The organism is Streptomyces sp. NPDC057438 (genome assembly GCF_042802995.1).
In the GTDB taxonomy this organism is placed as follows: domain Bacteria; phylum Actinomycetota; class Actinomycetes; order Streptomycetales; family Streptomycetaceae; genus Streptomyces.
On sequence record NZ_JBHVDD010000008.1, the window covers coordinates 135,378 to 154,713 of the forward strand.

A 19,336-nucleotide genomic window follows, 5' to 3' on the forward strand; every position below is an offset into this window, starting at 1 on the left:
TTGTCCTGAGACACCCCGACTCGCCCTTGGGTTCGCAACCTGCCCCCGGTACAGGAAGAATCGGGGTGCGTGCCGCCATGGCGGTGCGGTGGTGAGACGCTGCACGGGGCCGCGCGCACAATACGGGTGACGCGGTCCGTACGGGGAGGTGGCAGGGCAAGTGGTGGATCAGCTGACGCAGCACGATCCGCGGCGGATCGGGCCGTTCGAGGTGCTGGGACGGCTGGGTGCCGGCGGCATGGGGCTGGTCTATCTGGCGCGCTCGGCGTCGGGCCGGCGTGTGGCGATCAAAACGGTGCGGACGGAACTGGCCGAGGACCAGCTCTTCCGGGTCCGTTTCACGCGCGAGGTCGAGGCGGCCCGCGCGGTGTCCGGCTTCTACACGGCGGCGGTGGTCGACGCCGATCCCCGCGCCGCCGTGCCGTGGCTGGCGACCGCGTACGTCCCCGCGCCCTCCCTCGAGGAGATAGTGAACGACTGCGGACCGATGCCGGTCCAGGCCGTCCGCTGGTTCGCCGCGGGCGTGGCCGAGGCCCTGCAGTCCATCCACGGCGCCGGGCTCGTCCACCGCGACCTGAAGCCCTCCAACGTGCTCGTCGTCGAGGACGGGCCCCGCGTGATCGACTTCGGCATCGCGTCCGGCGTCTCGAACACGCGTTTGACGATGACGAACGTCGCCGTCGGGACGCCCGCGTACATGTCGCCCGAGCAGGCCAAGGACTCGCGCAGCGTGACCGGCGCGAGCGACGTCTTCTCGCTCGGTTCGATGCTCGTGTTCGCCGCCACCGGACACGCCCCGTTCCACGGCGCCAACCCCGTCGAGACCGTCTTCATGCTGCTGCGCGAGGGTCCCGACCTCTCCGGCCTCCCGGAGGACCTGCGCCCGTTGATCGAGTCCTGTATGCAGATGGACCCGACCGCGCGCCCGGGCCCGGCCGACCTCCAGGCACAGCTCGCCCCGCACCTCTTCGGCTCCGGCTCGGACGACAGCGGTACGGCGTCGGCGTGGCTGCCGGAGAAGGCCGTCGCCATGATCGAGACCCGCCGGGGCGGTCGCCCGGCGCCCAAGCCGCAGACCTCCTCCGGCCGCAGCGGAGGCGGCCGCCCCACCGCCCCGGTCCCCCCGCCCCCGCCCCCGTACGACCCCGCGCCCGTCCCCGTCGGCGCCCCCGACACCGGGCCGGTACGGCTCGCCGGCGGCCAGGTGCCCATCGGGCCCGGTCCGCGCGTCGCCGACGCCCGTGCGGCCGCCGTGAAGGCGCCCCCGCCCGAGGCGGGCCTCGCCGCGTCCTGGTCCCGGCCGCGCGCCGGCGTCAACGGCGCCGACCCCGCGCCCGTCGCCGCCCCGCCCGCCACCCCCGAGGCGGCCCCCTCCGGCTGGCGCCCCTGGCGTTTCCGCATGTCGAACGATGTGTGGGGCACCCCGTCCGTCGCCGACGACCTCGTCTACGTCACCTCCTTCGAGGTGCACGCCCTGGACGTGGCCACCGGTCGGCGCCGCTTCAAGACCCGTGACGTCGCCTGGTCGATGGCGGTCGCGGACGGCCGTATCCACGCCTCCGACGGCCCCACCCTCTTCGCGCTCGACGCCCGTGAGGGCGGGGACCTGTGGCGGCTGTCGACGGACGCCTGGGTGTACTCGCTCAAGGCCGACCGGGGCACCGTGGTCACCGCCACCCGCGGCGGCGGCGTCCAGGGCTGGGAGGCGTCCAACGGGCAGAAGCTCTGGGAGCTGACCGGCGCCCAGACCGACTTCGAGTCCCCCGAGGCCGGCCCGGTCGTCCAGGACGGCACGGTCTACGTCTGGAAGGACGCCCGGCTGCGCGCGCTGGAGGCCCGTACGGGCGACGAGCGCTGGTCGTACCCCATCGGCGACGCGGCCTCCTGCGGTGGCGTCCCGGTACGGCTCGCGCCGGCCGAGGACGGCTACGTGTACATCTCCGCCGGCAGCCGCGTCCTCGCCGTGGACATCGCGAGCGGCCACGTCCGCTGGCACTTCGAGGCACCGGCCGTCTTCCTCTCCGCGCCCACGTTCGCGCCGGGCCCCGCCGTCACGGGCGGCGGCGTCTACCTCGCCGACTACCTCGGCACGGTCTACGCCCTCGACGCGACCGACGGCCGCGACCGCTGGCGCATCGCGACGGAGTCCCGCTCCTCGCTGGAGCCGGTCCTGGTCGCCGCCGGACACGTCCATGTCGGCAGCGGCAAGGGGCTCTACACCCTCGACGCGGTCACGGGCACGCCGAAGTGGCGCTTCCAGGCGGGCGGCGAGATCGTCGGCGCCCCGTCGGTGGCGGAGGGGCGGATCCACTTCGGCTCGACGGACCACCTGCTGTACACGCTGAAGGCCGACGACGGCCGCCTGCGGTGGAAGCTCGCGACGGGCGGGGAGATCACGGGGTCGCCCGTGGTCAAGGACGGCGTGGTGTACGCCTGCAGCAAGGACCGGTGCGTGTACGCGCTGGACGCGGAGAAGGGGACGGGGACGGCCCGGACGTCCTAGGACCACGAGCGTTCCCCTCCTCCGCCCGCGCAGCGCACCGGACGTGACGCGGGTCACAGTCCATGAATCTCCGCTCCCCCTGTAAGAAGTCGGTCGCCCCGCGCACTGCTCGGTGAGACAGCCGATACGAGGGGACGGCGCGTGACACATGCGCAACGCTTCAGGGACATCTACGAGGAGTGCTATCCACGCGTCCTCGCCTACGCCACCAGCCTGGTGGGACGTCAGGTAGGGGAGGACATCACCAGCGAGACCTTCACCGTGGCCTGGCGGCGGGTACGGGACATTCCGCGCCCCCCGTTGCCCTGGCTCCTGGGGGTCGCCCGCAACCTGGTGCGCGAGCTGCGCCGCCGCGACGCCCACCAGTACGCCCTGGCCGCCGCCGAGGCGCAGCAGATCGGCCGCGGCGTCCGCGGCGACGCCGGCGACGTGGCGGCGGACGTGACCGAGCGGGAAGCCGCGCTGCAGGCCCTGGCGAGCCTGTCGGACGCCGACCGGGAGCTGCTGACGCTCATCGCCTGGCACGGGCTGAGCGCCCGGCAGGCCGCCCGGGTCCTGGGCTGCACCACCGCGACGCTGACCGTCCGGCTGCACCGGGCCCGCCGCCGTCTGGAGAAGGCCCTGGACCCGGCGCACCCGGCGTCCCCGGCACCGGCGGCCCCCGGACGGACCGCGCACTCCGCGGCGCCCGTACCGCCCGCATCCCCCACACCGCCCGCACCCCACGCACCCCAGGCCCCGGGCCGCACCGATCGCAGAGGAGCACTCACATGAAGGACACCCACGGACGGTCCGGGCGGCCCGACGTCATGCAGGTCCTCGCGGACGCCCGGCCCGACGAGCTGGACCCGGCGAGGCTCGCGGACTCCCCGCGGCAGCGCGCGCACCTCGAACGCCTCCTCGCCCGGGAGGCCGACGCTCCCCGCACGGCGCGCTTCCGCGTCCCGGAGCGGTTCCGGGGCGGCGTCCGGCCGCTGGGGACCATGGCCGCCCTCGCGGCCGTCGCCGCGTCGGCCGTGGTCGTGAGCACCCTCGACCGGGACCCGCTCGGCGGGAGGCCGGGCGCGCCCCCGCACTCCTCCTCCGCCGTGGGGCCGGACGCGTCCGCGGCGGACGGACGCCTCGAACTGCTCGGCGCGGCCAGGAAGGTGAGCACGGCGGACGGCGGGGGAGCGTACTGGCAGACCACCACGCGCTCGCAGGACGTGAACGTCGTCGGTGCGGAGAACGGCGAGGGACCGCTCCTCGCCGTGCGCGACACGGCGACCTCCCGGTGGTCGGTGGGGGTGCGTCCGGGAACCCGGAGCCTGATGGTCTCGGGTCTCGACGCCGAGATCGCCCCCCTGACCAAGGAGGACGCGGCACGCTGGCGGGCCGCCGGCTCACCCCGGACGATGCAGGCGGAGGTCCCCGGCAACGAGGCGGGCGGCACGCTCGGGTACACGATGGGGCCCCGGCAGCCGATGGTCATGCGTACGGACGCCGACGACAAGATCTACGCGCTCGGCCCGCGGAACGCCTCCTACCAGGATCTGCTCGCCCTGCCCTCCGACACCGCCGGGTTGCGGCGCGAGCTGGAGCGGCGGCACGGACAGGACGGCGGTGCCGAGATCACCGACCGCACGGCCCACGTGCTGCGTCAGGCCGCCGACCTGATCACGATGCCGGTGAAGCCCGCCGTCCGGGCCGCCGCGTACCGCGTGATGGCGGAACAGCCCGGCGTCCGGGGGCTCGGGCGGGTCACCGATCCGCTGGGGCGCGAGGGCGTCGGGATCGCCTTCCCGGGCACGCACGCGACAGCGCTGGGCGGCGTGGAGCAGCGGGTCGTCGTGGATCCGTCCACCGGCGAGCTGCTCGCCGAGCTGCTCGTGCTGGTCGAACCGTCGGCCAGGGCCCGCGAGGCGGGCCTCGACGCGGGCACGACGGTGAACTACACGGCGACGACCCGGATGGGCTGGGGCGAGCGCCAGATCGAGGTGCCGGCGAACGCCCGGCACTGAGCGGTGCAGCCGTCCGGCGAAGCACGCCCCGACATGCCAGTGGCAGCACCACCGACCCCAGCGACAGCAGGAGCACAGCACACGATGACAACTCCCTTACGGCGTCTGGTCCCACCCGCCGCCCGCGTGGCCACCGCACTCGCGGCCTGCGCCCTCGCGCTCACCCCGTACGCCGCGCAGGCGCAACCGCGTCCGCAGCCGCAAGCACCGGCCCAGGCACCCGCTCAGACACCGGCCCAGCAGCGGGTCTCCCTCGCGGAGTCGCCCTGGAAGCTGGCGCTGCGGCTGACCGGGCCGGACTCGACCGACTTCTACGACGTCGCCGCGACGGCCCGGAACGACGCGTGGGCGGTCGGCCGCACCCTGGACGACTCCTGGACCTGGGCTCCGGCGGCCAGGCACTGGGACGGTCGCACATGGAGCGACGTCCCGCTCGCCGGGACCGGCGGCAGACCCGCGCAGCTGGACGCGGTGGCCGCCTCGGGCCCGGGTGACGTCTGGGCCGCCGGAACCTACACGGACGTCGATATCGCCGCAGCAAAGGGCGCTCGCGAGGCCGAACGGCTGCCGGACTCCCTCCTGGACCGGCTGCCCGACACCCTGGCGCACCGGCTGCGCGAGGGCGCCGCGCCCCCGGCGACCACCAGCCCGATCGTGCTCCAGCACTGGGACGGCACCCGCTGGAGGGCGGTGTCACGGCCGGCGCCCGCCGAGGGTTCGATCCGCTTCGTCCTGAACATGAAGTCGCTGGGCGCGAACTCCGTGTGGCTGACCACCCTGGACTGGAACCCGACGGCGACGGACCCCGCCCAGGCGTACTCCGGGCACCTGGAGCACTGGAACGGCCGTACGTGGAGCCGTAGGGCACTGCCCCAGGCGCCGGACGGCGGCCCGGTGGAACCCTCGTCCATCGCCGGAACGGGACCCGACGACGTGTGGGTCAGCGCGCACAGCGAGAAGGACGGTGTCGCCAAGCCCCTGCTCCTCCACTACGACGGCCGCCGCTGGACCGTGCGGGCAATCCCCGCCCCGTACGCGTACGACCCCGGCTGGGTGGCCAACCACGTCGTGTCGACGCGGCGCGGAACGGTGCACGTGCTCGGCAAGACCAACGATCCCCAGGTGCCGAGCGGGCTGCTCTCCGCGCGCTGGGACGGCCGTGGCTGGCGGCAGTTGCCCGCCCCCACGGTCGACGAGGTGAACGCCGCCGGCGTGGACGCCTCGGGGAACGTGTGGGTCGCGGGCTGGCTGCCCGGGGGCAGCCCTCACACCGTGCTCTCCCGCTGGGACGGCACCGCCTGGACCGACGAGGAACTCCCGGCGGAACTCACCTCGACGAGCTGGGGCAGCACGGTCTTCGACATCGAGGGTGTCCCCGGCACGCGCGCCGTACTGGCCGCCGGCAGCGCCGGGTGCGAGAGCGCCACGGAGTCCTGCGGCCTGGTGGTCTCCCGCGGACTGCGCTGACGTCCACCACCACCTGTGTGGGGTTCACCGCACCCGGTACCCGCCGGTCCGGCGGCCCGTGAACAGTTCCGACTGCCGTTCCGTCGGCAGGTTGCCCAGGGAGACGAGGTGCGGGGCGTACGCGAGGGCGTGCGCCCGTGCCGTCTCCCGGGCGGCCCAGCAGGCGCGGACCGTGCCCTGGACGGCCTCCGGGGGGTACCCGGCGATCACCTCGGCGCAGCGGAGCGCGGCGGTGACGGATCCGCCGGGTTCCGTCACCTCCGAGACCAGGCCCACCTCGTACGCCCGGCGGGCCGACATCCGCTCGGCGGTGCCCGTCAGCGCCATCCGCGTGGCCTCCCCGTACGGCATGCGCTGGGACATGAGGATCGACTCGAAGGCGCTGACCATGCCGTACGTGGTGTGGGGGTCGAAGAAGGTGGCCGAGGGGTCCGCGACGAGGAACTCCGATTCGCCGAGGAGGTAGAAGGCGCCGCCGCAGGCCATGCCGTTCACCGCCGCGATCACCGGTTTCCAGAGGTCGTTGGACTTCGGGCCGACCCGCAGGAGGGGGTCCTCGATCGTGTAGGGGGAGTGCGGCTGGGGGACGGACGCCGCCGCCTCCCGGTCGAGGCCCGTGCAGAAGGCGCGGTCGCCGGCGCCGGTCACGACGACCGCCCGTACGGTGTCGTCGTAGCGCAACTCCCGCCAGGTCATGGCCAGTTGCTCTACCGTCGCCAGGTCCAGGGCGTTGTGCCTCTCCGGGCGGTCCAGGGTGAGGAGGGCGACGCCCGTGTCCTTGTCCGTCGTCGTGCGCAGGGTCACGGCCGCTCCAGTACCCATTGGGGGAGGCCGTCGGCGGTGAAGACCACCTGGACCCGGGCGCCGATCCGCAGGCGTTCGACGGGGACGGAGTCGAGCCGGGCGCCCGGTGCGCTCACCAGGTTGCCGACGAGGCGGATGCGGGGGGCGTCGGCGAGTTCGACGAGGACGACGTTGTACGGGGCCTGCTCGGCGTAGTCGGGGAGGAGGGGCGGGTGGGGCAGGACGTACGACCAGATGCGGCCCCGGCCGCCGACCCGGCGCCATTCCGTCGCGAACGAGCGGCAGTGGGGGCAGCAGGGGCGGGGCGGGAAGCGGAGTTCGCCGCAGTCGGCGCAGGCCTGGATGCGCAGTTCGCCGCGGGCGGCGTACTCCCAGAAGGGGGCGCCGTCTTCGTCCGTGACGGGGGTCAGCATGTCCTCAACTCCCTCAACTCCCTTGATCGCTCGGCTTCTCAGTTCCTCAGCAGCAGGGCCGAGGTCGGGACGCCCTCGCCCGCCGTCACCAGACAGGTCGCCGCTCCCGGCACCTGGGCGGTGCTCGTGCCGCGCAGCTGCCGTACGCCCTCGGTGATCAGGTTGAACCCGTGGACGTACGCCTCGCTGAGGCCGCCCCCGGAGGTGTTGAGGGGCAGCCGACCGCCGCTCTCCAGGGCGCCGCCCTCGGTGAACGCGCCGCCCTCCCCCCGGCCGCAGAAGCCGTAGCCCTCCAGCGAGAGGGGGATCAGCGCGGTGAACGCGTCGTAGATCTGGGCCACGTCGATGTCGTCCGGGGTGATGTCCGCGTGTTTCCACAGGTGCCGGGCGGCGGTCCAGGCGGGGCCCGTCAGCGGGTCGTCGTTCCAGTAGTTGACCATGCCGTGGTGCTGGGCGGGCAGGCCCTGGGCGGCGGAGTGGACGTAGACGGGGGTGCGGCGGCAGTCACGGGCGCGCTCGGAGCTCACCACCACGCAGGCCAACGCCCCGTCCGTCTCCAGGCAGTTGTCGAAGAGGCAGAGGGGTTCGCTGATCCAGCGGGAGTTCATGTACATCTCGCGGGTCAGGGGGCGCTCGTACATGATCGCGGCGGGGTTCTGGTTCGCCCGGTTGCGGCAGGCCAGGGCGACGTTGAAGAGGTGGTCGCGGGTCGTGCCGTACTCGTGCATGTGGCGGCGGGCGAGCATGGCTATCTCGTCGGCGGGGCGGAGCAGACCGTAGGGGCGGGTCCACTGCGCGGGGGTGGGGAGCTGAACCGTGGTGTTCTTCCACGGGCGGGGGCCCGAGCCGCGTTTCCGGGACCGCCAGGCGACGCCGACCGTGGCCTGGCCGGTCGTGATCGCGGCGGCCAGATGCGCGACCGTGGCGCACGAACCGCCGCCGCCGTAGCCGACCTTGCTGAAGAAGGTGAGGTCGCCGAAGCCGAGCGCCTTGGCGACCTCGACCTCGTCCGTCTCCTCCATCGTGTACGAGGCGAGCGCGTCGACCTCGTCCGGGGCTATCCCCGCGTCGTCGAGCGCGGCGAGTATCGCCCGGCACGCCAACGCCCGTTCCGTTTCCGGCAGTTGCTTGGCGAAAGCTGTCTGGCCGATGCCGACGATCGCCGTCGCGTCCTTGAGCACGGCCATGGGAGCCATAGGGGCACACCTCCGCACAGGGCTGCGGAGCGCACCTCCGCACAGGGGCTGTCGGCTGCTGACAGTCCGTCAGGGTACCGCTAATCTGACGGGTAGTCAGCTCATGCTCGGGCAGCACGTGGACACTGGTTTCTCGCTACGGAGGCCTGCTGTGATCGGTGAGGTGGAGGGGCGCACGGACCGGGGACGGGGGGCGTGGGGGACCGTCCCCGGGCTGGTCCGCTCGGCGGCCCGGCGGTTCGGCGGGGACGAGGCCGTCGTCGACGGGCGTACACGGGTGTCGTACGCGGAACTGGGCGCGCGGGTGGAGCGCGCGGCGGCCGCGTGCGTCGCGAACGGGGTCCGGGCCGGTGACCGGGTCGCCCTCTGGGCGCCGAACTCCCTCGACTGGATCGTCTCCGCGCTCGGCGCGGTCTCGGCGGGCGCGGTGCTCGTCCCGCTGAACACCCGCTTCAAGGGCGGCGAGGCGGCGGACGTGCTGGCGCGCAGCCGGGCCAAGCTGCTGTTCGTCACCGGGACGTTCCTCGGGACGTCGTACGTGGCCTCGCTGCGGCGGGCCGCCGGCGCGGACGGCGGGCGGCTGCGGGCCCCGGGCGCCGGGAGCGTGTGTGAGCGGCCGGGCCCGCTGCCCGGACTCCCGCACCTGGAACAGGTGGTGGTGCTGGCGGACGACGCGCCCGCCGACTTCCGCACCTGGAAGGACTTCCTCGCGAGCGGTGACGGGGTGGGGGAGGGGGTGCTCCGAGAGCGGGCGGAGGCACTGACCGGGGACTCCCCGTCCGACATCGTCTTCACCTCCGGCACCACGGGCCGCTCGAAGGGCGTGGTGATCACCCACGCGCAGACCCTGCGGGCGTACGAGGTGTGGAGCGAACTGGCCGGGCTCCGCCGCGGCGACCGCTACCTCATCGTGAACCCCTTCTTCCACACCTTCGGCTACAAGGCGGGCGTGATCGCCTGCCTCATGCGGGGCGCGACGATGATCCCGCAGTCGGTGTTCAACGTGGAGACGGCGATGGCGAACGTGGCGGCGGAACGCGTCTCCGTCCTCCCCGGCCCGCCCACCCTCCACCAGTCCCTCCTGGACCACCCCGCCCGCGACGACTACGACCTCAGCGCCCTGCGCCTGGTGGTGACCGGCGCGGCGGTGGTGCCGCTGCGCCTGGTCGAACGGCTGCGGGCGGAGCTGCGCGTGGACACCGTGCTGACGGCGTACGGCCTGTCCGAGGCGTCCGGCATCGTCACGATGTGCCGGCGCGGCGACGAGCCGTCGGTGATCGCGTCGACGTCCGGGCGGGCGATACCGGGGACGGAGGTGCGGGTCGTCGACCCGCTGGGGGCCGCCCTGCCGGCGGGCTCGCCGGGGGAGGTGCTCGTCCGCGGCTTCAACGTCATGCGGGGCTACTTCGAGGACCCCGCGGAGACCGCCCGCGCGGTCACGCCCGACGGCTGGCTCCGCACCGGTGACGTCGGCGTCCTCGACGAGGCCGGCAACCTCCGGATCACCGACCGCATCAAGGACATGTTCATCGTCGGCGGCTTCAACGCGTACCCGGCGGAGATCGAGCAGCTCCTCGGCCTCCACCCGGACGTGGCCGACGTGGCGGTCGTCGGCGTCCCCGACACCCGCCTCGGCGAGGTCGGCCGGGCCTACGTCGTGCGCCGCCCCGGCTCCCACGTCACCGCCGACGACCTCATCGCCTGGTCCCGACGGGAGATGGCCAACTACAAGGTGCCCAGAGCGGTGGAGTTCCTGCGCGAGCTGCCGCGGAACGCGAGCGGGAAGGTGGTGAAGGGGGAGTTGCGGGGGCGGTGAGGGTGCGCCGTGCGCGCCCGCCCGCCCGCGCCTCGTTCCCGGACGCCCGCCCGCGTCCCGTTCGCGGACGACCGCTTGACCGCCGCCCGTACGGGACGGTCCCCTCACTCTCGCTCGTACGCGGCCGGCCTGCTACCGGTCGGCCGCAGTCCGTTCGGTCGGCTCCTGGCCGGGTGGTTCCTGGTCGAGCGACTTCAGGGCCGTCGCGTGCAGGTCGCGGATCTCGTGCATCGCCTCGCGCCAGGCCGGGTCGTCGTGGTCGACGGTGCGGGCCGTGTGTTCGGCGGTGTGCAGGCGGGCGGCCGTGGCGGGGTTCCTGGCGATCTCCACGGTGACGGCCCACGTTTCGAGGAAGCGGGTGATCGGCCGGAGGCTGCCCGTGCGGGCGGCCAGGGTGATGGCCTCGTCCTTCTGCCGTTCCATCTCGCCCAGGCGGTGCGGCGCCACCCGCGCCAGGGCCGCGCGCAGCGCGGGCGGGGTCCTCTCGGGCCGGGGCACGACGGGCGTGCCCGGCCCGGCAGGCGCTGTGATCATCCTCGTCCCTCCCTGAGCACCGCCCCCGCCGCGCGCCGCGCGGCGGGGGCGGACACACCTCGGCCGCGGTGGCTCCCCCTCCGCGCCACCGCGGCCGATCCCCCGTCAGGAGAAGGTCACTTGCCGCCCAGGTCCAGGGCGGGCGGGGCCGGCGTGTGCTGGTCCATCGTGGTGATCTCCGGGCCCTCGCTCGGCGGGGCCGGAGTGTGCTGGTCCTGCGGGGTGACCGCTCCGTCCTTCTTCGGCGGTGCGGGCGTGTGCTGGTCCATCGTGGTGATCTCCGGGTCCTGCTTCTTCTTCTCGCTCATAGCTGGAACTCCCCGTGAGTGAACGGTGCTGCTGGGCGGAAGCGCCCGTTCGGCGACTCCCCCGGGGGCCGCCGAACGGGCGTTTCAGGTGGCCTCGACTGACGGTGAGGCCCTACGGATCCGCCTGCCCCCCGACGCGACGGATCGATGGATCGAGCATGTCAGCCGCCCATAAACGTTCGATGAACGTCCTGCCCCAGGGCTGTCACGCCGCCGCGAGCGGATGCAGCAGGCCGCGCACCTCGTCGGCCTCCGAGGAGTTGTTCCGCTCGTACATCGTCAGCGCCTCACGCCAGCAGACACGGGCCCGGTCCGACTGGCCGAGGGCCACCAGGGCCCTGCCCAGCAGGGTCAGGGCATTGGCCCGCATCCAGTCGCCGCCGATGCAGCCGATCGCCAGCGCCTGTTCGGCGTGGCGGGCGGCCTGGGCAGGACGACGGGCCGCCAGGTGGACCTGCGCCACCCGGAAATGGGTCGTCCCCTCCCAGAGACGCTGACGGCTCTCGGTGAAGATCCGCAGTGCCGCGTCGAGTTGCTCCAGGGCCTCCGGGAGACGGCCCGCCTGCGTGAGCACGGTTCCCGAGGCATAGCGGGCGTTCGCGAGGCGGACGGACAGACCCAGCTCGTCGTAGATCTCCACGCCTCGCTGCGCGAGCTCGACCGACCTGGCGGTACGTCCCATCGAGGCGAGGGAACGGGACAGGTTGCACACCGCGCTCGCCTCGCCGGGCTTGTTGCCGTCCGCCTGGAACGCCTCGATGGCCCTGAGCAGGAAGACCTCGGCGTCCGCGAATCGAGCCGTGCAGTTGGCGATGATTCCCAGCTGGTTGGGGGCGGTGCCGCTCGTCCAGGGGTCGCCGGCCGCCTCGTTCACGAGATCGGCGCGCTCGGCCTCCCGCTCGGCCTCGTCGAAGCGACCCGCCTGGCTGAGCACCTGGGCCAGTGTGATGCGGGCCCGGGTCTCCGCGTGCGCGTCCCCGAGCGCCGCCGCCGCGTCACGGGCGGCGAGCGCGGTCGTCTCGTAGCGGCGCGAACCGGCGCCGGACTCGGCCAGATCGATGGTGGCCAGCAGGAGGTCGACGGCCCGTCGCAAGGTGGACGCCCCCAGCGACTGCTGGACGCACGCGAGGAGCGGTTCGGCCTCCGCGTGCAGCCAGTCCAGCGCGTCCGAGGCGGAGACGAACTCCCGTCCGGCGTACCGGCTCCGCTCCAGGTGCGCGACCGTCCGGTCCCCGGGCCGCTCGATCGCGTACACCCGTGTCGCCGTCGCCAGATAGAAGTCCAGCAGCCGTGACATCGCCGCGGTCCGCTCGCTCGGCGGCTGTTCGTCGCGTTCGGCGCATGCACGCGCGTAGAGCCGGACGAGGTCGTGGAAGCGGTAGCGGCCGGGGGCGGCGGACTCCAGGAGGGACGTGTCGACGAGGATCTCCAGGACGTCCTCGGCGTCCTCCGGCGGCAGATCCAGTACGGCGGCGGCCGCGGCCAGCGAGATGTCCGGGCCGTCCGCGAGGCCGAGGAGGCGGAAGGCGCGGGCCTGGGCGGGCTCCAGCTGGCCGTAGCCCAGCTCGAAGGTGGCCTTCACCGCCAGGTCACCGGCCTGCAGCTCGTCCAGTCGGCGCCGCTCGTCGGCGAGTTTGGCGGCGAGGACGGACACCGTCCACGTTCTGCGCGCCGCCAGGCGGGACGCGGCGATGCGGATGGCCAGCGGCAGGAAGCCGCAGGCGGCGACGACGTCGAGCGCGGCCTTGCGTTCCGCCGCGACGCGCTCCTCGCCGACGATCTTCGTGAACAGCTGCAGGGCCTCGTCGGGCGACATCACGTCGAGGTCGACGAGGTGGGCGCCGGCCAGGTCCACCATGCGCACCCGGGCGGTGACCAGCGCCGCGCAGCCCGCCGTGCCGGGCAGCAGCGGCCGTACCTGGGCCGCGTCGCGCGCGTTGTCGAGCAGGACCAGGACCCGGCGGCCGTCCAGGACCGACCGGTACAGCGCGGCCCGCTCCTCCAGGGAGTCCGGGATCGCGGAGTCGGCCGTGCCGAGCGCGCGCAGGAACGAGCCGAGGACCGTCTCCGGCTCGGCGGGGCGGGAGCCGGCGCCCTGGAGGTCGACGTACAGCTGCCCGTCGGGGAAGGCGGGCCGGGCCAGATGGGCCACGTGCACCGCGAGCGTGGTCTTGCCGACGCCGCCGATACCCGCCAGTGCGGACACCGACATCACCTGGCCCTCGGCGCCGGACGCCTCCGCCAGCACCTCGCTCAGGTCGTTCACGAAGGCGGCGCGGCCGGTGAAGTCCGGGACGGTGGCGGGCAGTTGAGCCGGCCGTACGGGGGCCGCCGAGGTCTCGGCAGCGAGGGGCGCGGAGGGCTCCGCGAGACCCGGGTCCGCCTGGAGGATGCGCTGCTGCAGCTCCCGCAGGCCCGGGCGGGGGTCCACGCCCAGCTCGTCGGCGAGGAGGCGGCGTGTGTCGGCGTAGACGGCGAGGGCTTCGGCCTGCCGTCCGCTGCGGTACAGCGCCAGCATCAGCAGTTCGCGCAGTCGCTCCCGCAACGGGTGGGCGGCGGTCAGGGCGGTGAGCTCGGAGACGGCCTCCGCGTGGCAGCCCTGCTCCAGGTCCATGTCGAGCCGGGTCTCGACGAGTTGGAGGCGCCACTCCTCCAGCCGGGCGCGCTGGGTCTCGGCGTACGGTCCCGGCACGCCCGCCAGGACTTCCCCGTCCCACAGCCCCAGCGCCCTGTTCAGCAGCTCGCGGGCCTGGAGCAGATCGCCTGAACTCCTGGCCTTCTCGGCGTCGGCGGCCAGCTCCTGGGCCACGGCCAGGTCCAGCGCGCCGCCCGAGAGCGCACGGACCGCGTAACCGCCGGACTCGCTGACCAGCACACCCGGCAGCACCTTGCGCAGCCGCGAGGCGTACGTCCGTACCGCCGCCAGCGCCTGTGACGGCGGGTCGTCGCCCCACAGCGCGTCGATCAGTTCGTGCGCGGTGGCCGTACGGCCCTCGCGCAGCAACAGCGCCGCCAGCAGGGCCCGTTGCTGAGGCGAACCGGTGGCGAGGGGTTCGGTGCCGAGCCAGGCCCGGACGGGCCCGAGCACGGCGAAGCGCAGCTCGGCCGGTGGCTCAGGGGCCGGTGGCCGGAGAGCCGGTGGCTGGGGGGCCGGTTCCGGAATCCGGGGGTCCACGGCAGCCCTCTGCTCCGGCACGCGCGGCACACCGCTCTGCGGCACTCCCGGTTCACCACCCATCGACGTCACCCAAGCCTCCTTGGTGCACAAGCCAGTTTGCCTTGCTCGTGGCGTATCCGTCAGCCGTGGGAGGGCTCGATCACAGGAAGCCACGGGCATGTCACCAGGTCCACACAGGCGAACGGATTACTGACGGACCGTCAGATCGGCGCTACCGTGGCGGACATGGACACCTTGGAGACGAGCGCCACGGATCCCACCACCGCCCCCATTCCCTTCCCGAAGATCATCTCCGTCGACGACCACACGGTGGAGCCCCCGAACGTCTGGCAGGACAGGCTCCCCAAGAAGTACCTGGACACGGCCCCCCGTATCGTCCGCGCGCCGCTGAAGGAGATGACGTTCCTCGGGGGCCGCTTCAAGCCCGTGATGGGTGCCCCCGGCGACGACGGCCCGATCGGCGACTGGTGGGTCTACGAGGACCTGCACCGCCCGCTGACCCGCCTCGACACCGCCGTCGGCTACTCCAGGGACGAGATCAAACTGGAGATCATCACCTACGAGCAGATGCGCCCGGGCTCGTACGACGTCCCGCAGCGCCTCGCGGACATGGATGTCAACCACGTCCAGTCGGCCCTCTGTTTCCCGACCTTCCCGCGCTTCTGCGGCCAGACCTTCACCGAGGCGGCCGACCGCGAGCTGGGACTGCTGGGCGTGCGGGCCTACAACGACTGGATGGTGGAGGAGTGGTGCGGCCCCGACGCCCGGGGCCGGCTGATCCCGCTGACCCTCATCCCGCTCTGGGACGCGGAGCTGGCGGCGGCGGAGGTACGCAGGAACGCGGCGCGCGGCGTGCGGGCCGTGGCCTTCTCGGAGATCCCCCCGCACCTCGGTCTGCCCTCCGTCCACACCGACGACTGGGACCCCTTCCTCGCCGCCTGTGACGAGACCGGCACGGTCGTGGCGATGCACATCGGCTCGTCGAGCCGGATGCCGTCGACCTCCGCCGACGCGCCGCCCGCCGTCGGCTCCACGATCACCTTCGCCAACTGCTGCTTCTCGATGGTCGACTGGCTGATGAGCGGCAAGTTCGAACGCTTCCCCCACCTCAAGGTCATGTACGCCGAGGGTCAGATCGGCTGGATCCCCTACATCCTGGAGCGCGCGGACGTGGTGTGGGAGGAGAACCGGGGCTGGGGCGGGGTGGCCGACAAGGTCCACCGTCCGCCGTCGGAACTCTTCGCCGACCACGTCTACGGCTGCTTCTTCGACGACGCGTTCGGGCTGAGGAACATCGACGCGATAGGCGTCGGCAACGTGCTGTACGAGACCGACTACCCCCACTCCGACTCCACCTGGCCCGAGTCGCGGCAGGTCGGCGAGGCGCAGATGGGCCACCTGGACCCCGACGTCGTGGACCGCATCGTGCGCCGGAACGCGATCGACCTGCTGGGCCTGACGAAGGAGGGGCTGTGGGCGGGGCCCGGGAGCGCGAGGTGAGCGGGGGCGGGGGGCAGGGGCCGAGCGGGTCCGGGGGGCGGGAGCCGAGCGGGCCGGAGGAGCGTCGGTCGGGCGGGTCCGGCGGCGGGCTCCGTTACGGGATGCAGCTGCCGGTCCAGTCGCAGAGCACCCTCTACGCAGAGCCCTGGGAGGCGGACGCCGGTCCGGAGGAGCTGGCCGGGATCGCACGGGCCGCCGACCGGGCGGGGTTCGCGTACCTCGCCGTCTGCGACCACGTGGCCATCCCGCGCCGCCTCGCGCCGGCGATGGGGACGGTCTGGTACGACCCGGTCGCCACGCTCGCCTACCTGGCCGCCGTCACCCAACGGGTCCGGCTGCTCAGCCATGTCGCCGTCGTCGGCCTGCGTCATCCGCTCCTCACCGCCAAGCAGTACGCCACCCTCGACCACCTCTCCGGGGGCCGGCTGATCCTCGGCGTGGGAGCCGGTCACGTACGGGAGGAGTTCGAGGCGCTCGGCGTCGACTTCGAGCGCAGGGGCGCCGTGCTGGACGAGTGCGTGGACGCCCTGCGCGCGGCCCTCGGCCCGGACGAGTTCCCCTCCCACCACGGCAAGCTCTACGACTTCGAGGACCTGGGCCAGCGCCCGCGCCCCGCCCAGGCCCGCGTCCCGGTGTGGGTGGGCGGCTCGTCCCCGGCCGCCGTCCGCCGGGCCGCCGTACGGGGCGACGGCTGGCTCCCCCAGGGCGACCCCCGCGACCGCCTCCCGGCCCAGATCACCCGCCTGCGGCGCCTGCGGGAGGAGGCCGGCGTCACCACCCCGCTCACCGTCGGCGCGATCACCGAGCCGCTGTACGTGGGCGAGCCGGACTGGGATGTCGGCCGTCGCACCCTCACCGGCCACCCGGAGGCCCTCGCGGAGTCGCTGCGGGCGTACGGGGAGATGGGGGTGGACCAGATCCAGGTGCGGTTCCGTAGCCGTAGCCGACCCGAACTCACGGACCAGATGGCGCGGTTCGGGGCCGAGGTGGGGCCGTTGTTGTAGGAGCCACCCGCCCCGCGTGGAGGTTGCGACAGGGCAGGCGGCCGATGACGCGGTGCTTGCTACCGAGGTTCTGTTTCCTGCCCGGTCCGGCAACGGGGGCAGCGGCATGGCGGCCACTCCTGCGACTTCGGCAGGCGCTCGGTGTCGTGCTCGCTGGTGACCGTGCGCTGCTGCGCGTGGCCGTCGGACTCGGCGTCAGGGCTGATCCGGTAGGTCCGGACGGTCAGCCGGGAGGCCCCGTTCTCGGGGTACCGCCCAGCCTTCACCGGTGCCTGTCCCTGCCGGGCGCGCAGCCGGGCCGCCCGGCGAGCGCGCGTTCGGTGGACAGCTCCGCGTCCGCCTCCGGCGGCCTCAGCACGCCACCACCCGCTCGGCACCGACGGCCTTGCGCAAGGCCGTGAAGGTGCTCAAGGACGAGGGACTGGTGGAGACGGTGACGGGCATGGGGGTGTACGTGGTGGACAGGCGGGCCACGGGTTCGGCCGACACCGGCTGACTCGCGGACGAACCGCACCGCCGTACGGCCGGCAGGCGGCCGAAGGTTCGCGGTGCCCGCCGCTACTGCGGTCGCATCAGGCGCAGGTCCTCACCCCACGCGTCCAGCACGGCGCCGTGCCCGGCTCGCCGGGCCACGGCTTCGACCTGGGCGAAGAGACGACGCTGTGCGGACACGTCGCCCGTACCCGAGACGCGGTCCACGGCGTCGAGGAGCAGGCCGGTGTCCCAGCCGGGCAGCGGGAACCGGGTCAGCTCCCACTCCAGGTACTTGTTGTAGGGGCGGGGACGGCGGTCCAGGGTGAAGAGGGCCTCCAGCAGGAAGCGGACGCTGTCGGCGGCGTCGAGCCGGGCCGCGAGCGCATGCCCGTCGCGGTCGTTCTTGACCGAGCGGTAGAGGGAGTTGGCGTAGGCGTCGAGCCATCCTCCCGCTTCCCGGAAGCCCTCCTCGGCGTCGAGCCGGGCCTTGGCGGCCAGGATCCGGGCGATGCCTCCGCCCAGCCTGTCGAGCACGACCCGGGCGCGGGCGAGGGCGTACCGCTCGAATCCGGGCATCCCGGCGGCGCGGAACTCGTCGAGGGAGAGGACGACTAGGTCGAGTTCCGGGGTGCGGTGCCCCGCGAACCGGGTGAGAGTCGTCGTCGCACCCTCGGCGAGGACGACGTACAGGTCATGGTCCGAGTGCGCGGTGGTCATGCCCTCGTGGGCCCGGGAACCCTTGAGGACCAGGCCGACGACAGCCGGGTCGGAGGCGGCGAGCTCGACGAACGCGTCGTAGGAAGGCATGGGCTGCTGAGTGGTCATGGAGTGATCTCCGGTGGGGTGGACGACAGGCATGCAGACCGGGCGGCCCCGGGACTCATCGGGGTCACCCGCACCTTCTGCGGCAACACTCGGCCACCGCCCGGCAGATCAACGCACACCCGGACCCTACCGCCCACCCGCCGCAGAGGCTCCGCACTCGTCCCGACGCCCACAGCCGTGCAGGTCCATGCGTCTTTCTCCCGCCACCGCCGCCACCGTGGGAACGGTCCACCACGCACGTCGTTCGACCGACCTGAATGAACTCTCGTGCCTGGCGGGGGAGTTCACGGCCGAGGCGTTTCGCTCCCGGTGGTGGGCGGAGGCGGCCGAACCTGTCAGACAGCTTGGCGCTTCGTGATTGAAACTTCGAACAACTTGCGCCGGAGTCACGTATGTAGGGGAGTCATGGCTTCGGCGGAAGGACACGCGAAGTGCGATCCCCCCGGCACGTCGGCACGCCCCAGTACGTAGGCACTCCCGTCTCAGCTGTTCCCGCACGCCCCTCCCGTTTCCCGCCACACCCACCCCACCTGCCGGAAACGTCGTCCCAGGGCCTGTCCGTCGCGCTCGCCTGTGCCGAAAGGGAGTGGCCGCACGACGACTGGCCGGCCCCCGACGACCGGTACGTGAGCAGCGCGCTGCACATCCCGCCGCCCTATCGCACGATCCGGGAGACCGAGGCGGATGTCGTGGTCCTGCGCTGCGAGGACCCGTCGGTCTCCTTCGCGGAGCTGCTGCAGGCCATGGGCTCCATGAGCGCTCCGGTGATCGTCGTCAGCCCCCGCCGGGACGCCGAGGTGGTGGTGGAGGTGTTCCGCGGCGGGGCCGGCTATCTGGTCGAGGGCGACTACTGCACCTGCATGCTCTCCTCGGCGGTCATGGCCGCCACGGTCGGCCACACCTACTTCTCGCCCGTCGCCTGCGCCGCCGTCCGGGACGCGGCCAGGCGTCTGCCGGACCCCGGGGAGGCGATGGAGCGACTGCGCTCGCTGCTCTCGCCCCGCGAACGCCAGATCATGGAACTCCTCTCCACCGGCCTCGGCGCCCAGGAGATCGGGTTGCGTCTGCGGCTGAGCGAGAAGACCGTCCGCAACAACCTCAGCAACATCTACGCCAAGCTGGACGCCCGCGGCAACACGGACGCGGTGCTGAAGTGGCTGGGAGCCGCACAGGGCGACCCCATCGGACTGACCGCACGCTGACCTGGCGTGCACGAAGAAGCCCCCGCGTGATGCGCGGGGGCCGGTCGTGTTCCGGTCGTACTCTGCTTGCCGCTGTCCGTTGCGGCGGTCGCTGTCCGTTACGGACAGCGAC

The 19,336-nt window shown here is 73.3% G+C and carries 16 protein-coding genes; 9 read left to right on the top strand and 7 right to left on the bottom strand.

Annotated elements, in window-relative coordinates; genetic code table 11:
* Window positions 1-160: 160 nt before the first annotated feature.
* The 4 genes from ACFU5F_RS07765 (at window position 161) to ACFU5F_RS07780 (ending at window position 5,970) form a co-directional block, all read left to right on the top strand.
* Entirely contained in the window at window positions 161-2,503 is a 2,343-nt protein-coding gene (locus ACFU5F_RS07765) for a PQQ-binding-like beta-propeller repeat protein (RefSeq protein ID WP_383883418.1), read from the top strand.
* A gap of 141 nt (window positions 2,504-2,644) precedes the next feature.
* Window positions 2,645-3,277, top strand: coding sequence for an RNA polymerase sigma factor (locus tag ACFU5F_RS07770; protein WP_383883421.1), 633 nt, complete (start codon window positions 2,645-2,647; stop codon window positions 3,275-3,277).
* Window positions 3,274-4,503, top strand: coding sequence for a CU044_5270 family protein (locus tag ACFU5F_RS07775; protein WP_383883423.1), 1,230 nt, complete (start codon window positions 3,274-3,276; stop codon window positions 4,501-4,503). The genes ACFU5F_RS07770 and ACFU5F_RS07775 overlap by 4 nt, the downstream gene beginning before the upstream one ends.
* A gap of 84 nt (window positions 4,504-4,587) precedes the next feature.
* Entirely contained in the window at window positions 4,588-5,970 is a 1,383-nt protein-coding gene (locus ACFU5F_RS07780; RefSeq protein ID WP_383883425.1) for a hypothetical protein, read from the top strand.
* A 24-nt stretch (window positions 5,971-5,994) separates the two neighbouring features.
* Here the strand turns inward: ACFU5F_RS07780 and ACFU5F_RS07785 are convergent, their stop codons facing one another.
* The 3 genes from ACFU5F_RS07785 to ACFU5F_RS07795 are packed head-to-tail and all read right to left on the bottom strand — an operon-like array spanning window position 5,995 to window position 8,374.
* On the bottom strand, window positions 5,995-6,774 hold the full coding sequence (locus ACFU5F_RS07785) for an enoyl-CoA hydratase/isomerase family protein (RefSeq protein ID WP_383883428.1): 780 nt from the start codon (window positions 6,772-6,774) through the stop codon (window positions 5,995-5,997).
* Window positions 6,771-7,187, bottom strand: coding sequence for a Zn-ribbon domain-containing OB-fold protein (locus ACFU5F_RS07790; protein ID WP_383883431.1), 417 nt, complete (start codon window positions 7,185-7,187; stop codon window positions 6,771-6,773). Before ACFU5F_RS07790 ends, ACFU5F_RS07785 begins: the two co-directional genes overlap by 4 nt.
* A gap of 38 nt (window positions 7,188-7,225) precedes the next feature.
* On the bottom strand, window positions 7,226-8,374 hold the full coding sequence (locus ACFU5F_RS07795) for a lipid-transfer protein (protein ID WP_383883490.1): 1,149 nt from the start codon (window positions 8,372-8,374) through the stop codon (window positions 7,226-7,228).
* A 160-nt stretch (window positions 8,375-8,534) separates the two neighbouring features.
* Between ACFU5F_RS07795 and ACFU5F_RS07800 the strand changes: the two genes are divergently transcribed.
* Window positions 8,535-10,199 (top strand): fatty acid--CoA ligase family protein, encoded by a 1,665-nt coding sequence (locus ACFU5F_RS07800; RefSeq protein ID WP_383883434.1) that lies wholly within the window; start codon window positions 8,535-8,537, stop codon window positions 10,197-10,199.
* A 132-nt stretch (window positions 10,200-10,331) separates the two neighbouring features.
* Here ACFU5F_RS07800 and ACFU5F_RS07805 read toward each other — a convergent pair whose 3' ends face one another.
* The 3 genes from ACFU5F_RS07805 to ACFU5F_RS07815 all read right to left on the bottom strand — a co-directional run bounded on the left by ACFU5F_RS07805 (window position 10,332) and on the right by ACFU5F_RS07815 (window position 14,279).
* A complete protein-coding gene (locus ACFU5F_RS07805; RefSeq protein WP_383883437.1) occupies window positions 10,332-10,733 on the bottom strand; it encodes a DUF6247 family protein in 402 nt (133 codons plus the stop codon).
* A gap of 116 nt (window positions 10,734-10,849) precedes the next feature.
* Window positions 10,850-11,041 carry a sigma-like protein gene (locus ACFU5F_RS07810; RefSeq protein WP_383883440.1) on the bottom strand — a complete coding sequence of 64 codons (192 nt, stop codon included), beginning with the start codon at window positions 11,039-11,041 and terminating at the stop codon, window positions 10,850-10,852.
* Window positions 11,042-11,246: 205 nt separating this feature from the next.
* Complete coding sequence (locus tag ACFU5F_RS07815) at window positions 11,247-14,279, bottom strand: BTAD domain-containing putative transcriptional regulator (protein ID WP_383883492.1); 3,033 nt, start codon at window positions 14,277-14,279, stop codon at window positions 11,247-11,249.
* Window positions 14,280-14,444: 165 nt separating this feature from the next.
* On the opposite strand from ACFU5F_RS07815, the gene ACFU5F_RS07820 reads away from it, so the two are divergent.
* The 3 genes from ACFU5F_RS07820 to ACFU5F_RS07830 all read left to right on the top strand — a co-directional run bounded on the left by ACFU5F_RS07820 (window position 14,445) and on the right by ACFU5F_RS07830 (window position 17,219).
* Window positions 14,445-15,719, top strand: a complete 1,275-nt coding sequence (locus ACFU5F_RS07820; protein ID WP_383883443.1) for an amidohydrolase family protein — start codon at window positions 14,445-14,447, stop codon at window positions 15,717-15,719.
* Window positions 15,720-15,820: 101 nt separating this feature from the next.
* A complete protein-coding gene (locus ACFU5F_RS07825) occupies window positions 15,821-16,723 on the top strand; it encodes an LLM class F420-dependent oxidoreductase (protein ID WP_383883446.1) in 903 nt (300 codons plus the stop codon).
* Window positions 16,724-16,991: 268 nt separating this feature from the next.
* Window positions 16,992-17,219: a hypothetical protein gene (locus ACFU5F_RS07830; RefSeq protein ID WP_383883449.1), complete on the top strand. Its 228-nt coding sequence runs from the start codon at window positions 16,992-16,994 to the stop codon at window positions 17,217-17,219.
* Window positions 17,220-17,281: 62 nt separating this feature from the next.
* On the opposite strand, the gene ACFU5F_RS07835 is transcribed toward ACFU5F_RS07830, so the two are convergent.
* The gene (locus ACFU5F_RS07835) at window positions 17,282-18,022 is read right to left on the bottom strand and encodes a hypothetical protein (protein ID WP_383883452.1); all 741 of its coding nucleotides are present in this window, start codon (window positions 18,020-18,022) and stop codon (window positions 17,282-17,284) included.
* A 626-nt stretch (window positions 18,023-18,648) separates the two neighbouring features.
* On the opposite strand from ACFU5F_RS07835, the gene ACFU5F_RS07840 reads away from it, so the two are divergent.
* Window positions 18,649-19,224 (top strand): LuxR C-terminal-related transcriptional regulator, encoded by a 576-nt coding sequence (locus ACFU5F_RS07840; RefSeq protein WP_383883455.1) that lies wholly within the window; start codon window positions 18,649-18,651, stop codon window positions 19,222-19,224.
* The last annotated feature ends 112 nt before the right edge of the window (window positions 19,225-19,336 follow it).

Excerpts from the sequence above, each read along its gene's own strand:
- ACFU5F_RS07775 (WP_383883423.1), top strand. The coding sequence starts at position 3,274 with ATGAAGGACACCCACGGACGGTCCGGGCGGCCCGACGTCATGCAGGTC.
- ACFU5F_RS07780 (WP_383883425.1), top strand. The coding sequence starts at position 4,588 with ATGACAACTCCCTTACGGCGTCTGGTCCCACCCGCCGCCCGCGTGGCC.
- ACFU5F_RS07790 (WP_383883431.1), bottom strand. The coding sequence starts at position 7,187 with ATGCTGACCCCCGTCACGGACGAAGACGGCGCCCCCTTCTGGGAGTAC.
- ACFU5F_RS07795 (WP_383883490.1), bottom strand. The coding sequence starts at position 8,374 with ATGGCCGTGCTCAAGGACGCGACGGCGATCGTCGGCATCGGCCAGACA.
- ACFU5F_RS07805 (WP_383883437.1), bottom strand. The coding sequence starts at position 10,733 with ATGATCACAGCGCCTGCCGGGCCGGGCACGCCCGTCGTGCCCCGGCCC.
- ACFU5F_RS07810 (WP_383883440.1), bottom strand. The coding sequence starts at position 11,041 with ATGAGCGAGAAGAAGAAGCAGGACCCGGAGATCACCACGATGGACCAG.
- ACFU5F_RS07815 (WP_383883492.1), bottom strand. The coding sequence starts at position 14,279 with ATGGGTGGTGAACCGGGAGTGCCGCAGAGCGGTGTGCCGCGCGTGCCG.
- ACFU5F_RS07820 (WP_383883443.1), top strand. The coding sequence starts at position 14,445 with ATGGACACCTTGGAGACGAGCGCCACGGATCCCACCACCGCCCCCATT.
- ACFU5F_RS07825 (WP_383883446.1), top strand. The coding sequence starts at position 15,821 with ATGCAGCTGCCGGTCCAGTCGCAGAGCACCCTCTACGCAGAGCCCTGG.
- ACFU5F_RS07835 (WP_383883452.1), bottom strand. The coding sequence starts at position 18,022 with ATGACCACTCAGCAGCCCATGCCTTCCTACGACGCGTTCGTCGAGCTC.